Origin of the sequence: Pontibacter sp. JAM-7, assembly GCF_048548695.2 — a bacterium.
Taxonomy (GTDB): domain Bacteria; phylum Pseudomonadota; class Gammaproteobacteria; order Pseudomonadales; family Balneatricaceae; genus Neptuniibacter.
On sequence record NZ_JBLYIF020000003.1, the window covers coordinates 252,586 to 267,161 of the forward strand.

The window sequence follows — 14,576 nt, forward strand, 5'->3', positions numbered from 1 at the left end:
ATGCGTATTTCTACTCAACAGGTGTTTCTCAATAACATTGATAACCTGAACAAGGCTAACAATGACTTGTTTAAAACTCAGCAGCAAATTGCTACGGGTAAGCGGGTGTTGCAGCCGTCAGATGATCCGCTAGCATCGGCACAGATCCAAAAATTTAAGAAAGAGGTTGCCCGTACCGAGCAGTTTGGCAAGAACATTGATGTGTCCGAACGGCGTCTGACTCTGGAAGAGAATGCTATCAGCCAGGTCAACAATATGGCGATCCGCCTGCGTGAACTGAGTATCCAGAGTAATAGTGCGATTCTTACCAGCTCTGAGCTTAAGGGGATTGCGGCAGAGGTTGGGCAGATTCTCAGTGAGCTTGAGGGCCTGATGAATACCAAAGATGTGCAGGGCGAATACTTATTCTCAGGTCATAAGGGTTTCACTCAGGCGTATAGCTTTGATGAGACCCTTGAACGCTATGTATTTAACGGTGATGATGGCCAGCGTTATATCCAGATCGGCCCGGACACTAAGATCGCAGCAACCGATTCGGGTTTTGAAGTGTTCGAGAAGATCAATAAAGTCCCCGGTTATGTGGTGCCCAATTTACAGCAAAGCGGCAGCCAGGTCAGCGATGTAGAGCTGGTGGACCCGGATCTTCTAGATAGTTTTGTACAAAGCCGTGGTGAACTGCAAATCAGCTTTGACACGGGCGCGGGGACCTATTCGGTTACCGATAGTCAAACCCCTCCGGTAGTGGTTGCCACCGGTAATATCGCGGACGGTAGTATTGATTTGACCGCAGATGCCGGCGTGGTACTTACGATTGGCACTGTGGCAGCTGATACCACCGTGACGCTGGGTGCTTTCAGTCAGCACAATATTCTGAATACTGCACTGGACCTGAAAACGGCATTGGAAACCGCGGATACAGTGACTGATGCCGGTCGGGCTGCATTCAGTCAGAGCATCAGTAATGTTTTATCCAACCTGAGTGAGATTGAAGAGCGAAACGGCCAGTCAATTGCCAGTATTGGTGGCCGCCTGAATGCGCTTGAGCAGCAGTACGATGTTAATGAAGAATACAAAATCTTCACTAAGGAAGCGCTGTCCTCTTTTGAAGACTTGGATTACAACGAAGCGATCAGCCGTTTTGAACTGCAAAAAACAGTGTTAGAAGCGTCTTATGCCAGTTTTGCTCAGGTGCAGGGCCTAAATCTGTTTAGTTATCTGAATTAATCAGCTTATTATTTAGGTTGCTGTATAAGATATTGTTATCGCTGGGTATTTGTCCGATTCAGTGAAATCTTTTCGGGCTGTGCCATACTGACCGCATAATTATAATTCAGCGGAGTAGAGTATGGCTGCACCCTGTTCGGCACAGAGTCCGATTCCGGAAGCGTTAAACTCGCGGGACCTGCAAACCCTGGTCGATCTGCTGGAATTTGCTACCGCCACCTATGCTGATCGTCCCGCCTATACCAGTCTTGGTCGCTGCCTTAGCTATCGCGAGCTGGATCAACTTTCGGCGGCATTTGCTTGCTACCTGCAACAGGAAACAGACTTGCAGCCGGGTGATCGAATTGCCATCCAGCTCCCGAATATTATCCAATACCCCATTGTGTTGTTTGGGGCCTTGCGTGCCGGTTTAGTGGTGGTGAACACTAACCCGCTGTATACCGCCGATGAAATGCTGCACCAGTTTAAAGACAGTGGTGCTGTTGCCTTGGTGATTCTAAAAAGCATGGCTTATCAGGTGGAGGGGATTTTTTCTCAGACCCATTTACGTCATCTGGTTCTGACGCAGGTGGGGGATCTGCATGGCTTCCTGAAGAGGACTTTGATCAATGGCGCAGTGAAATACCTGAAACATATGCAACCGGCCTATGATCTGCCTCAAGCCGTCGAGCTGCGGGACTGTCTGAATCGGCACTGTGGCAGCCAGCCATCGCCTGTTACTTTGCAGCATCAGGATATGGCGGTATTACAGTACACAGGTGGCACTACTGGCGTGGCCAAGGGCGCTGTTCTGAATCATGCTAATTTGTTGGCGAATATCTTACAGGTGCAAAAGGCGCTAGAGTCCGCAGCCAATCATTGGCCGGATACAGTGATGTCTCCCTTGCCGCTTTACCACATCTACGCTTTTACCTGTTCGCAGTTGGTGTTATTGCAGGGGGGGCATAATGTATTAATTCCTAATCCGCGGGACCTCTCCAGTCTGCTTAAAGTACTTGGCCAACATCAGGTTACCAGTTTCCTCGGGCTCAATACGTTGTTTGTCGGCCTATGTAATCAACCCGAATTTGCAGGACTCGATTTTAGTCGGTTAGTGCTGACGATTTCCGGCGGGATGGCATTAACGCATAAGGCGGCGCAGCAGTGGCAGGCTATTACCGGCTGTCAGATTGTAGAGGGTTATGGTTTGTCAGAGGCATCTCCGGTGGTCAGCCTCAATCCCCCGGATGCGCCACGAATTGGCAGTATCGGTAAGGCGCTGCCTTATACCGAATGGCATTTGCTGGGTCATGATGGACAGCCTGTCTCGTCCGGGGATGCTGGCATGTTATGCATCAAAGGGCCGCAGGTAATGTCAGGTTACTGGCAGCAGCCACAGGCGACGGAGGATGCCTTTACTGCGGATGGATTCCTGATCACCGGTGATATTGGTCGATGCGATGAAGACGGCTACCTGCATTTGCTGGATCGTGCGAAAGATCTGATTATCGTCTCTGGTTTTAATGTTTACCCCAGTGAGGTGGAGGATGTGGTTGCCTCACATCCTGATGTGCTCGAATGTGCTGTGGTGGGCATGCCGGATGAAACCTGTGGTGAGGTGGTACGGCTTTGTGTTGTCAGTAAGAATCCTGCGCTGGATGCTGCCGCCTTGACTAAGTGGTGCCGCGCCAAATTGGCAGCCTATAAAGTCCCCAAACAAGTGGATTTTTTTGATGACCTACCTAAAACCCCGGTGGGGAAAGTGTTGCGGCGGGCGTTAAGGGCGACATAGATACATTAGTTCTATCTAATATTATATGTATAATGCTTCTTATTGTCTGTCTTTGGGGATCACTATTATGAAATCAACTTGGTTCGTCGGTGCTTTGTGTCTTAGCGGTGTGGTCATGGCTGAGCCGCAACCCGTGGATATGCCAACCTTGCAGAGTGAAGCTAAAGTCCTGATTCAATCTCTCGCTGCCAATCTTTCGGCTGAGCTGCAGCAGGCGATCAGCACGGGTGGCCTGGCGGCCGGTCTTCACGTCTGCAATCTCAAAGCACAGCCGCTCACGCATGCGGTGACCGAGGGATCTGAATGGCGAGTCGGTCGTACCAGCCTGAAATTGCGCAATCCTGATAATGCCCCCGATAGCTGGGAGCTTAAGGTATTACAGGATTTTCAGATACAAGCCGCCGCGGGTGCTGATCTGATGACTCTGGCGTACGCTGAAGTGTTGGTAGAGGACGATGGGCGTCGGGTGTACCGCATGATGAAGGCTATTCCGATTGGTGAGAAATGCCTTGCCTGTCATGGTAGCGAGGTAAAACAGGAAGTGCAGAATACCTTGGAAACGCTGTACCCGCAGGATCAGGCACGAGGTTTTGCTGTGGGTGATTTGCGCGGGGCCTTTAGTGTACGCAAAACCCTATAACGCTATGGTTTGGTACAGCGTCCCAGCGAACAGGGCCTTGTATAAACAAGCAGGCACTGCCGCTGGGCGTTAGACTTAGCTGGGGATGTTACTCATCGTCATCCAGCAATTGGATGCCGGCGAGAGGGTTGTCTTCATCTACGCTGGCTGCGGGTTCCGGCTGAGGGGTCTCGGTATCAGCCGTAGCCTCATCTGCACTGCCAGTCAGGTTCATCCGCAGACGCATGTTATTAGCTGAGTCAGCATTGATGATGGCCTGCTCCTGTGAAATCTTGCCTGTTTCATAGAGCTCAAACAACGAATCATCGAAGGTTTGCATGCCTGAAGTCTCACCGCCAGCCATGATCTCTTTCAGGCCTTTAATATCGCCTTTCATAATCTTTTCCTGCACGGTGGAGGTGCCTAGCAGGATTTCGATTGCCGCGCAGCGTTTACCGTCCAGCGTGGGTATCAGTCGCTGAGAAACAATACATTTGATATTCAGCGCCAGATCTTGCAGTACTTGCTTGTGCCTGTCCTGCGGGAAAAAATTAATGATACGGTCCAGTGCCTGGTTAGCATTGTTGGCATGCAGTGTCGAGATGGCCAGGTGACCGGTCTCTGCAAATGCCAGGCAGTGCTCCATGGTTTCCTGGTCACGGATCTCACCAATCAGAATGACATCGGGCGCTTGGCGCAGGGCGTTTTTCAGCGCATTGTGGAAGTTTCGCGTATCAACACCGACTTCGCGCTGATTGATCAGTGATTTGCGATGATTATGTACATACTCCACCGGATCCTCGATGGTGATGATATGGCCGCCACTGTTACGGTTACGGTGATCTATCAGGGCGGCAAGAGAGGTGGATTTACCCGAGCCGGTAGCACCCACAAACAGTACCAGGCCGCGCTTTTCCATGATGATATCTTTCAGCACCGGCGGCAGGCCTAAGTCTTCCATCTTCGGGATATCGGTTTTGATATTCCTGGCAACGATGGCGTATTGGTTACGCTGCTTGAAGATGTTAATGCGAAACCGGCCGACCTGAGGAATAGAGTACGCCAGATTCATCTCCAGCTCTTCTTCAAATGCAACTTGCTGCTGTTCATCCATCAGGCTGCGGGCAACCTGCTCTATCTCGTCCGGTTTGTAGGGTTCTTTGCTCAGGGGTGTCAGTTTGCCCTGAAATTTAGCGCAGGGCGGTGCACCCGTGGAAAGGTATAGATCAGAACCGTCACGTGTCGCCAGAAGAGTCAGGTAGTCCCGAAACTGCATGTGTTTATTTCCTTTGTCGGAGCGGGGTAAGTTAAACAATACAGCCCATAAAAGGCGTAACCCGGCAGCGGTGGATGGACTGGGGTGAGTCCCGAAGTAAATACTTTACCGCAGTTTAGTGCAGTAGCAAAAAAACCTAGTTGTATATCGGGTGGAGTCGGCGAAGCTTGAGCCCATTGGGTGTGATAACAGAATCAGGCTACGCTTATACAGTGATGGTCGCAGAGGGTTTCACCGTATGGGTCAGCAAATCACCACTGCCAGCTTTACCGATGAGGAGTTTGAATGCTTTCGGGCCAGATTGCTGGATAACCTGCAAAGCCTTAAACAATTGTTGCAGCGCCCCGGTTTTGGCGTAGCGCCTCCTTCCATCGGTGCTGAATTGGAGATGTATCTGGTTGACCGGCAGGCACGCCCATTGTCGATCAATAAAACAATACTTGAACGTAGCGGTGATCCGCAACTGGCCTTGGAGCTGAACCAGTTTAATCTGGAGTATAACCTGACACCGGTATTGGCTGCCGGACGGCCCTTCAGTTTGCTGGAACAGGAGATGCAGCTGTCCATGGCGCATCTGAATGAGTTACTGCTGCCTGAACAGGGTTACGTGTTGCCGATCGGGATCTTGCCCACGCTAAAACGCAGTGATTTTGGCCTCCATGCCATGACCGATGAGCAACGTTTTAGTGCTCTGTCTCGGGCACTGGCAGATAAGCGAGGCAGTCTTTTCTGTATTCAGATTGAGGGGGATGAGCCGCTTTCACTGCGTGCCAGAGATGTTACCTTAGAAGGCGCAAATACCTCATTTCAACTGCATTTTCGCGTGACGCCGGCGCAATTTGCAGACCTGTTTAATGCTCTGCAACTGGTGACACCATTAATGGTGGCGCTGGCGGCTAACTCACCTTTTATGTTGGAACATAAGCTTTGGCACGAGACCCGGATACCGTTGTTCCAGCAGGCCATAGACGGACGCAGCGCAGAAGAGTGCCAGCGGGCTGTGCCTTCCCGGGTCGATTTTGGTAGCGGCTGGGTGCGTGAGGGCGCTTACGAACTGTTTGCTGAGATGGTGCATCTGCATGCACCGCTGTTGCCAGTATCAAGCGAAGAAAACAGTCTGGCGGTGGCAGCGGCGGGTGGTTTGCCTGCATTGGATGAACTGCGCCTGCATGCTGGTACGGTCTGGCCTTGGAATCGGGTGGTTTATGATCCGGCTCAGGGGGGGCATCTGCGGGTCGAAATACGCTCCTTGCCGGCGGGCCCATCAGCCATAGATATGGCTGCCAATGCGGCGATGTATATCGGCCTGGCCGTTGGTCTGCAGAGTCAGATCAATGAATATATACCCGCACTCCCGTTTGGCACCTTGCGCAGCAATTTTGAAGCGGCTGGGCAAAAAGGGCTGACGGCAGAGTTGATGTGGCCTCATCCGCAACAATCACAGGGTTTATTGAAACAGCCGGTAACGGATATCGCCCGCAGCTTATTGCCTGTGGCTAAACAGGGGTTAGTGCAGTTGGGAGTGGAAAACAGTGAAATTGATAGTTATTTATCGGTCATTGAGTCCCGCCTTGATCAGGGTATAAACGGTGCTATCTGGCAACGGCGTGAGTACCACCGGTTATGCCGCAAACTTCAGCCTCATGCGGCATTGGTGCAGATGGTGCAACACTACCGGCAGCATCTGGAGGAGAATCGGCCTGTGGCACAATGGCGATAGCGGAGGGAGCGATGCTAACAATGCGCAAACTGATCAATCCAACGTTAGAGCAACTAACGGCCAGCCCGGAACAATTTCTGCGCCAGATGGCTGGGCCAGTGATGGTGTTTGTTGAAGGCCAGCAAACAGATCGCTGCCGCGGCTTGGTGACCCTGTTACATGGTAACGAACCCTCAGGTTTGAGGGCGTTGCATCATTGGTTGCTTCAGCAGCACACGCCGATCTGTAATTTGGTGTGTTTTATACCCTCGGTGGCTGCGGCGTTGACTGAGCCCCTATTTACCCACCGCACTTCTGTTGGCCAAAGGGATATGAATCGCTGTTTCTTGCCGCCCTACAACGATGCTCCTGGCTTATTAGCAGAAGAGATCCTGGCACTTTTTTCCGAGTTTTCGCCGGAATGTGTGATTGATATGCACAATACGTCTGGCCACAGTCCTGACTTTGGCGTGGTGACGTTACAGGATATGGCGCATGAAGCATTGGTGTCGCTGTTCTCCCAGCGTTTGATTGTGACAGATTTACGCTTGGGGGCCTTGATGGAGACCAGTACTCAGCACTGTCCGGTGGTTACAGTGGAGTGTGGCGGTGCCGGAGATGCTGCTGCAGATCAGATAGCACGTATGGGCGTACATCGTTATCTGACGCAGGATAATGTATTGCAGCTGGCAGCGGGCCGTCAGATGGACCTGTACCATCATCCGGTGCGGCTTGAACTAAACGGAGATGCGGCTATTGCCTATGCTGACCGGTATGTTTTAGGGACTGACCTGACGATTCCACCAGACCTTGATCGTTATAACTTTGAAACTGTCGACGCCGGGACCCTGATTGGCTGGCTGGGACAAGAGCGCCGCAAGGCAATGCGTGTGTGTAATGCTATCGGTGAAGATGTGTTTGATCAGTTTTTTTGTATCACCGGTAACCAGTTACTGACACGACGCGCAATTAAACTCTTTATGATTACTACCCGACCGGAGATTGCGATTTCGGATTGTCTTTTGTATGCCGCCATGGAGAGCGAGCACGAAATGCTGTATACATGACATTGAGAATTCCTGTGCCTTACATCAGAGGCCGCAACAAACATGACAGATGTATTTGTCAGTGAGTTTTAGATCAAGGAGTTGAGCTTTCGGCCGATGCTATATGCATTGTAACGTGTTGTTTTTCGGGGGGAGTATGCAAAAAATGAACACGGTGGGACACACCCCTCGGTTCAGGCGATTTTCAGTCGTTTCCCTGTATATTCAACATTGGCTGAGACAACTGACAAACTGGCCACTGGCAATCGGTTTAGCTGTCACACTGACGGTTTTTCTGGTGGCTGCAATGGTGGTGCATACTGAAATTGAGCACCGGATTGAGACGGAAAAAAACCAGGCCTATGTCAACTTGTTGACATTGGGGGCTCGCCTGGAAGGTGAAGTGAATACTAACCTTGTTGTGCTGCGTGGGTTACGCGCGGAGATCAGTATCAATCCCGATATTACCCATCAGGAATTTTCTCGCCTGGTGACCGAATACCTCTTCTATTACCCCGCTATCAGCCACGTTGCATTAGCCCCAGGGCTGGTGATCAAAGACGTCTATCCGCGTAAAGGCAATGAGGCTGCCATTGGCTTGGATTATCGTACTCAGCCAGAGCAGCTGAAAGGGGTCATGGAGTCAATTTATATTGATGATATTACCCTGACCGGGCCAATTAACCTGGTACAGGGCGGGCGTAAATTTATCGGTCGAATTCCAGTCTATTCTGGAGACAATAAGTCTCAGCTCTGGGGTGTCGTAGCAGTAGTGCTGAACGTTGAAACATTGTTGGAAGCGGCCGGATTAGACACCTATTTATGGGGGATGAATGTTGCCCTGCGTCATCGTCAACAGGATAACCAGTCTGCCGATATTATGCTGGGTGATGCAGCTACCTTCACCCCTGAAGCCGCAACTGTGGATGTGGTGTTGCCGAATGAGCGCTGGCAATTGGCGGCTGTACCCCGTGAAGGCTGGGTTCTGGCTCAGCAGAAAACGCATTATTGGTGGTTGATTGCGGGACTGTTGAGCCTGCTTGCCGGGGTCTCGGCTTACTTGATCAGTGCCAATTATCGGGAACGCTTACGGGCGGTAGAAAATGCCAGTTTTTGGGCTAATTTTGATGGCCTTACTGGCCTGCCGAACCGCCGTTATTTCAATATCCGTTTTACTAAGCTGCTGGAAGAGCACCGTAAGCAAAATTCTGGATTTGCAGTTTTCTTAATCGACTTGGATTTCTTTCATGAGGTGAATGACAACTGGGGTCATACCATGGGTGACCGCCTGTTACGGAGTTTTTCCCGTCGTATGAGTCGCAATGTCAGAGCAGATGACCTGGTCGCAAGGGTTGGTGGTGATGAATTCATTATGGTCTTGCGGGATATTGACACGCCAGCTCAGGCGGAAAGTCTGGCAGAGAATCTGCAGCATGAGTTGATGGAACCCTTTGATATGGATGATCAGCAGTTCTCCATCACTGTCTGCCTGGGTATCTCCATGTTCCCACTGGATGGTGACAATGAAGAGACCTTGATGCTGAACGCTAACCGTGCCAAAGATGAGGCTAAACGTGCCGGGCGGAGCAGGATTGCTTTCTTTAACGAAGAGATAAGCCTGGAAGTCAGCCGACATCTCCAACTGCACAATGAAATCCTGGAAGGTATCCGTACTGATCAGTTTGAGCTTTATTACCAACCGATTCAGCATCTGAGATCGGGGAATGTGCAGAAGTGTGAAGCGCTGGTGCGTTGGCATCACCCGGAGAAAGGCTTTATCTCTCCCGCAGAATTTATTCCCGTGGCCGAGCAAACCGGTGCGATCCGAAATCTGGGTGATTGGGTGTTGGAACAGGTTTGTCAGCACTATCAGATTTTGCAGGAACAAGGGGTCGGAGTCAGTATCTCAGTCAACCGCTCCCCGGCGGAATTTTATGGTCGGGATTGCGAGCAGCACTGGCTTGATCTGCTGGAAAAAAACCGGATGAACAATGGCGATCTTATTTTTGAAATTACCGAATCTCTGCTCATGGATGATAAGCAGCTGCAACGTGAAATTATCGGTAATCTGCGAAATAAAGGGGTAGCTATCGCGATAGATGACTTTGGTACTGGTTATTCATCCTTGAGTTACCTACGGGATTATCCGATGGATTTCCTTAAAATTGACCGCAGCTTCGTATCCGGCATATTGCAAGATCCACAGCTGCGCACCCTCACTGAAGTCATTATTAAGATGGGCCAGACGCTGGGTATTGCTGTGGTGGCAGAAGGGGTCGAAACCATGCAGCAACAGGCGCTGTTAACCGCGCTTGGGTGTGATTACATGCAAGGGTATCTCTTGGGCCGACCGATGCCACTGGATGAATTTGTCGATTTTTGTCGCTCGCGGCAGAACGTACATATCGCCAGCATCACTTAATTTATATAGTTTTTGACTATTAAATAGCTTCGTTTGTTTTATTTTAATTATCAGGATATTCCCGTTACGCTTCTGTCTCGTATTGATAGCGAGGTCATTCCCCAGACCTCTATGTGACAGGAGACAGATGCATGTTAGCGAATCGCGAAGGCCAATCCGTACCACAGGTAATTTTTCATATCCGTGAAGGTAATAACTGGGTTGATCATCAGTACCGATGATCTCTTCACAGGCAAAAATGTTGTGTTGTTTGCACTGCCTGGGGCTTTCACGCCGACCTGCTCCAGCACCCACTTGCCCCGTTATAATGAACTGGCACCTGTCCTCAAAGCGAACGGAGTAGATGAGATTATCTGTCTTTCCGTCAATGATGCTTTTGTCATGAATGCCTGGGCAGATGATCAGAAAGCTGAGCATATCCGTATGATCCCTGACGGTAATGGTGATTTTTCTGCTGGTATGGGCATGCTGGTGGATAAAGCGCAACTCGGACTTGGCAAGCGGAGCTGGCGTTACTCTATGCTGGTGCGAGATGGCGTGATTGAGAAAATGTTTATCGAAGCGGAGTTGCCGGGCGATCCGTTTTTGGTGTCTGATGCCGATACTATGCTGCATCATATTAACCCGCAGGCGCCATTGCCGGCACGGGTGACTATGTTGAGCAAACCTGGCTGTGGCCACTGTACCCGGGCAAAACAGTTGTTACTGAGTAAAGGCATGAAGTTCGAAGAGGTGGTACTGGGTCGCGATGGCGTCAGTTTTAGCAGCTTGCAGGCGATTTCTGGGCAGGGCACCACACCACAGGTTTTTATTGATGGCAAGCTTATTGGCGGTGCTGACGAGCTCGAACAGTGGTGCGCCAATTTTTGATGCACTATACGGGCGCAGGGGTGCGGCCGTTTTTTTGATGCAACAAAATGGTGGTCAACCTATGCAAAAATTACATGGTTTTTCCGGTGCGTTGATGGTGTTGCTGTTTCTGGCAAGTGGTGCCTACTTGCGGGTAATTCTACCGCCATTTGATGGCACACTCGACAGTGAACGCATGATGTATCGGGCATCTCATCTTTACCTGTTTATGGTGGGTAGCATGAATCTGTTATTGGGCTTTTACTGGCAGGTCTGTCGAGATGTAGTGGGCAGAAAGTGCCAGGCCTGGGGTTCCAGTCTGATTTTGCTGGCACAGCCCTTATTTCTGTTGGCATTTATGCTCGAACCGGGCCAATCGGTCATCCGGCCATGGACAGTGGGCGGAGCGTTCGTGTTACTGGGTGGAGTGGTGATGACAGTCATTGCACGGGTGCTTGAGCGACGTTTATCGCCTGGTCAGTCCTGATCCCGCAGCCTGATGCCTCCCTGGCACAACTCGATTTTGCCCTGCTTTAGCAGTGCTCCTACAGCCATTTTGAAGGCTTTTTTACTGATGCCAAATAGTTGGAACAGGGTTTCTGGTGATGACTTGTCGTGTACCGGCAGATAGCCCTCTTGTTCTTCAAGCATTTCGAGGATTTTCTCAGTGGTATCCACTACCCGACTGTAACCCGGTTTTTGCAGGCTCAGATTGATCTTGCCGTCATCCCGTAGCTCTTTGATATAGCCCTGGGTACGTTGCCCGGGGTATAGGGTTTGCAGCATGTCGCTGTGAAATATCAACCCCCAGTGCTGCTGGTTGATTATGGCTTTTTGACCCAATTCGGTGCGGTTCGCGATCACCAGATCCACCGCATCACCTACCTTGTAGTCAACCGGGGTTTTGTCGATGAAACGGTCAATTTTAGTGGTACCGACAATGCGCTCACTGGCAGAATCTATATACAGATGTACCAGGTAACGCTTACCAACGGTCAGTGGCCGGGGTTTCTGCTCGCTATAGGGTACCAGTAGCTGCTTGGAGAGACCCCAGTCCATAAATGCGCCGGTATCGTTGACCTCTGCCACACGCAGCATGGCAAAGTCGCCAACACAGGCCAGTGGTCGCTGAGTGGTGGCAATGAGGTAGTCATCACTGTCGAGATAAACAAATACCCGCACACTATCGCCAATATCCAGGTTATCCGGGCACTGACTTCTGGGCAGCAGTATTTCGCCAAGTTCACCCGCTTTCAGATAGACGCCAAAGTCCTTAACTTTGCTCACCCGTAATGTGTTGAATCGACCCAGTGATGCCATGCAAATATCCTGTTTAAACCTTTATGGGCGCATATCTGCCCTGTTTGCCTATTATCCCTGCCGCACCGCAAGGAAGAAAGTAAAACCGCAATCTTGGCCGGTTTTGTCAGCAATCTTGGTCGATATTGCCATTGGCCGCCGCGCGGCACTGAGTAAGGCTTAATTAAAGTGCCTTTGGAGCGTGTGCCATGAGTGATTATCGTTTTCCCGAACAGGATGCACTTTTTGTCTTGCACCATCTGGTTGATGTGGAATTGATCTGCAAACAGGCAGGGCTTGGGGAGATGGCCGAGGGTCTGGCGGCCAGCGTGCTGCAGGAAGCCGCCAAACTGGGCCAGGATGTGTTGGCCCCGTTGAATCAGCAGGGCGATCAGCAACCGGCCACATTGGTCCAGGGGCAGGTGCAGCAGACACCGGGTTTTGCGGAAGCTTATCAGCAGTATGTCGACAGTGGCTGGGCGGCTATGGCTGCGCCTGAGTCCTTTGGCGGCCAGGGTTTGCCCCATGCGTTGGCGGTTGCGGTGAATGAAGTGTGGCAGTCTGCCAACTTGTCCTGGGCGCTCTGCCCGTTGTTGGCTCAGGGGGCGGTCTCTGCGCTGTTACAGCATGCCTCTGAAGATATGCAGCAGCAGTACTTGCCGAAACTGGTCAGTGGCGAGTGGACCGGCACCATGAATCTGACTGAAGCCGATGCTGGTACGGACCTGGCTGCGATAAAAACCAGAGCGATACCTGAGGGTGATCATTATCGCGTATTTGGTCAGAAAATATTTATCACCTGGGGTGACCATCAAATGGCGGAAAATATTCTGCATCTGGTGTTGGCGCGTTTGCCGGATGCTCCACCGGGGGTAAAAGGGATCTCTATGCTGCTGGTACCCAAATACCTGCCACAGGGCGACCAGCTGGCCAGTGGGTCCAATAACGTGCAGGTGCTGGCGCTGGAACATAAGTTGGGTATTCATGGTAGCCCTACCTGTGTCATGCAGTATGGCGATCAGGAGGGGGCTGTCGGTTATCTGATTGGTGAACCTCATGCCGGTCTGAAATATATGTTCACTATGATGAATGATGCCCGTCAGGCGGTTGGGCTACAAGGTCTGGCTATTGCAGAGCGGGCTTACCAGCAAGCAGTGGCTTATGCCAAAGAACGTGTGCAGGGCACGCTGGACGATGGCAGTCGGGTAACGATTACTCATCATCCTGATGTACGCCGGATGCTGTTGCATATCAAAGCCAGCTTGCAAGCAATGCGAGCACTGGCTTACGTGGCCAGAGCAGAAACTGACCGGGGTGAACTGGCTCAGGATGCTGCCAGTCGGGCGCAGCACCAGGCTCGTTCGGATCTGTATACTCCCATTATCAAAGGCTGGCTGACTGAAATGGCGCAGGAGCTGACATCGCTGGCTTTGCAGGTGCATGGTGGCATGGGGTATATCGAGGAAACCGGCATTGCCCAGCATTTCAGGGATGCGCGAATTCTGACGATATATGAAGGTACCAGTGGTATTCAGGCACTGGACCTGGTGGGCAGGAAAATCCTGCTGGACCAGGGTGCCTCAGTAAAAGCCCTGATGGCGGAGATTCATCACGACCTGCAGCAGGTTGATTCCAAACAGCTGCCTACCGAGGTGGCAGCCATGCAGCAGGCGTTGCAGGATGCACAACAGTCACTGATCTGGTTGGCGCAACATGCGCCCAGTGATCCGCATGCCGCGGGTGCGGTCAGTCATCATTTGATGATGCTGTTGGGTTATCTGTGTGGTGGTTGGTTAATGACCCGCTCAGCTGTGTTGACACTGGATGACACTAGAATGCAGGCCGAGGATCCTGCATTCCTGCACAGCAAACGGTTATGCAGCCGTTTTTTTGCCGAACAGCTGTTGCCCAGAACGGGCGTATTGCGTCGTGCTATTGAAGCGGGTTCGGATACCCTGATGGCAATGGATGAGAACGCTTTTTAAGTGCTTGTTATCCACGGTTTGATTGTTTTTTAACCGCTGAAAGATGTTGAATTTTAGGCTGTTTTCTGGATCAAGGCTGCAAGGGAAACAGTGCTGCAAAGGTGCTGCCGATTTTTCTTAAAAACCCTTCCTAATCAGTTGACACTCAAGCTCATTCGGGTAACATACGCGCCCATCCTTTGTTGCGGAGGGATGGCTGAGTGGTCGAAAGCACTGGTCTTGAAAACCAGCGGTCCGAGAGGGCCCCAGGGTTCGAATCCCTGTCCCTCCGCCATTAAAGCCAAGGATGAAACAAGCAGTTCCCCGATAGCTCAGTTGGTAGAGCAGTAGACTGTTAATCTATTGGTCGCTGGTTCGAGTCCAGCTCGGGGAGCCACTTAAAGTGG

General features: G+C 51.2%; 11 protein-coding genes and 2 tRNA genes. 11 read left to right on the plus strand and 2 right to left on the minus strand.

Translation table 11 applies throughout. The features are described from left to right. The 3 genes from flgL (at position 1) to ACFVYJ_RS05645 (ending at position 3,635) form a co-directional block, all read left to right on the plus strand. Positions 1-1,224 carry a flagellar hook-associated protein FlgL gene (flgL, locus tag ACFVYJ_RS05635; protein ID WP_419414064.1) on the plus strand — a complete coding sequence of 408 codons (1,224 nt, stop codon included), beginning with the start codon at positions 1-3 and terminating at the stop codon, positions 1,222-1,224. Positions 1,225-1,345: 121 nt separating this feature from the next. Continuing rightward, the gene (locus ACFVYJ_RS05640) at positions 1,346-2,995 is read left to right on the plus strand and encodes an AMP-binding protein (protein ID WP_419414065.1); all 1,650 of its coding nucleotides are present in this window, start codon (positions 1,346-1,348) and stop codon (positions 2,993-2,995) included. Positions 2,996-3,062: 67 nt separating this feature from the next. After that, positions 3,063-3,635: a Tll0287-like domain-containing protein gene (locus ACFVYJ_RS05645; RefSeq protein ID WP_419414066.1), complete on the plus strand. Its 573-nt coding sequence runs from the start codon at positions 3,063-3,065 to the stop codon at positions 3,633-3,635. 88 nt (positions 3,636-3,723) lie between these two features. On the opposite strand, the gene ACFVYJ_RS05650 is transcribed toward ACFVYJ_RS05645, so the two are convergent. Then, positions 3,724-4,890 carry a PilT/PilU family type 4a pilus ATPase gene (locus ACFVYJ_RS05650; RefSeq protein WP_419414067.1) on the minus strand — a complete coding sequence of 389 codons (1,167 nt, stop codon included), beginning with the start codon at positions 4,888-4,890 and terminating at the stop codon, positions 3,724-3,726. Between the two features lie 238 nt (positions 4,891-5,128). On the opposite strand from ACFVYJ_RS05650, the gene ACFVYJ_RS05655 reads away from it, so the two are divergent. The 5 genes from ACFVYJ_RS05655 to ACFVYJ_RS05675 all read left to right on the plus strand — a co-directional run bounded on the left by ACFVYJ_RS05655 (position 5,129) and on the right by ACFVYJ_RS05675 (position 11,393). Further along, complete coding sequence (locus ACFVYJ_RS05655) at positions 5,129-6,610, plus strand: hypothetical protein (protein ID WP_419414068.1); 1,482 nt, start codon at positions 5,129-5,131, stop codon at positions 6,608-6,610. A gap of 11 nt (positions 6,611-6,621) precedes the next feature. Beyond that, on the plus strand, positions 6,622-7,656 hold the full coding sequence (locus ACFVYJ_RS05660) for a M14 family metallopeptidase (RefSeq protein ID WP_419414069.1): 1,035 nt from the start codon (positions 6,622-6,624) through the stop codon (positions 7,654-7,656). A 136-nt stretch (positions 7,657-7,792) separates the two neighbouring features. Then, positions 7,793-10,057, plus strand: a complete 2,265-nt coding sequence (locus ACFVYJ_RS05665) for a bifunctional diguanylate cyclase/phosphodiesterase (RefSeq protein ID WP_419414070.1) — start codon at positions 7,793-7,795, stop codon at positions 10,055-10,057. Positions 10,058-10,258: 201 nt separating this feature from the next. Continuing rightward, positions 10,259-10,927 carry a glutathione peroxidase gene (locus tag ACFVYJ_RS05670; RefSeq protein WP_419414071.1) on the plus strand — a complete coding sequence of 223 codons (669 nt, stop codon included), beginning with the start codon at positions 10,259-10,261 and terminating at the stop codon, positions 10,925-10,927. Positions 10,928-10,988: 61 nt separating this feature from the next. After that, positions 10,989-11,393, plus strand: a complete 405-nt coding sequence (locus ACFVYJ_RS05675; protein WP_419414072.1) for a hypothetical protein — start codon at positions 10,989-10,991, stop codon at positions 11,391-11,393. Here the strand turns inward: ACFVYJ_RS05675 and ACFVYJ_RS05680 are convergent. Continuing rightward, on the minus strand, positions 11,384-12,226 hold the full coding sequence (locus tag ACFVYJ_RS05680; RefSeq protein ID WP_419414073.1) for a CvfB family protein: 843 nt from the start codon (positions 12,224-12,226) through the stop codon (positions 11,384-11,386). The genes ACFVYJ_RS05675 and ACFVYJ_RS05680 overlap by 10 nt on opposite strands. Before the next feature lie 188 nt (positions 12,227-12,414). Here ACFVYJ_RS05680 and ACFVYJ_RS05685 point away from each other — a divergent pair, with 188 nt between their 5' ends. The 3 genes from ACFVYJ_RS05685 (at position 12,415) to ACFVYJ_RS05695 (ending at position 14,566) form a co-directional block, all read left to right on the plus strand. After that, on the plus strand, positions 12,415-14,190 hold the full coding sequence (locus ACFVYJ_RS05685; RefSeq protein WP_419414074.1) for an acyl-CoA dehydrogenase: 1,776 nt from the start codon (positions 12,415-12,417) through the stop codon (positions 14,188-14,190). Between the two features lie 186 nt (positions 14,191-14,376). Beyond that, positions 14,377-14,464: transfer RNA gene (locus tag ACFVYJ_RS05690), tRNA-Ser, on the plus strand. A gap of 26 nt (positions 14,465-14,490) precedes the next feature. Continuing rightward, positions 14,491-14,566 (plus strand) — tRNA-Asn (locus ACFVYJ_RS05695). The last annotated feature ends 10 nt before the right edge of the window (positions 14,567-14,576 follow it).

Bases quoted from the DNA above. Each gene is read 5' to 3' on its own strand.
- ACFVYJ_RS05680 (WP_419414073.1), bottom strand. From the start codon at position 12,226: ATGGCATCACTGGGTCGATTCAACACATTACGGGTGAGCAAAGTTAAG.
- ACFVYJ_RS05665 (WP_419414070.1), top strand. From the start codon at position 7,793: ATGCAAAAAATGAACACGGTGGGACACACCCCTCGGTTCAGGCGATTT.
- ACFVYJ_RS05685 (WP_419414074.1), top strand. From the start codon at position 12,415: ATGAGTGATTATCGTTTTCCCGAACAGGATGCACTTTTTGTCTTGCAC.
- ACFVYJ_RS05655 (WP_419414068.1), top strand. From the start codon at position 5,129: ATGGGTCAGCAAATCACCACTGCCAGCTTTACCGATGAGGAGTTTGAA.
- flgL (WP_419414064.1), top strand. From the start codon at position 1: ATGCGTATTTCTACTCAACAGGTGTTTCTCAATAACATTGATAACCTG.
- ACFVYJ_RS05650 (WP_419414067.1), bottom strand. From the start codon at position 4,890: ATGCAGTTTCGGGACTACCTGACTCTTCTGGCGACACGTGACGGTTCT.
- ACFVYJ_RS05640 (WP_419414065.1), top strand. From the start codon at position 1,346: ATGGCTGCACCCTGTTCGGCACAGAGTCCGATTCCGGAAGCGTTAAAC.
- ACFVYJ_RS05645 (WP_419414066.1), top strand. From the start codon at position 3,063: ATGAAATCAACTTGGTTCGTCGGTGCTTTGTGTCTTAGCGGTGTGGTC.
- ACFVYJ_RS05660 (WP_419414069.1), top strand. From the start codon at position 6,622: ATGCTAACAATGCGCAAACTGATCAATCCAACGTTAGAGCAACTAACG.
- ACFVYJ_RS05675 (WP_419414072.1), top strand. From the start codon at position 10,989: ATGCAAAAATTACATGGTTTTTCCGGTGCGTTGATGGTGTTGCTGTTT.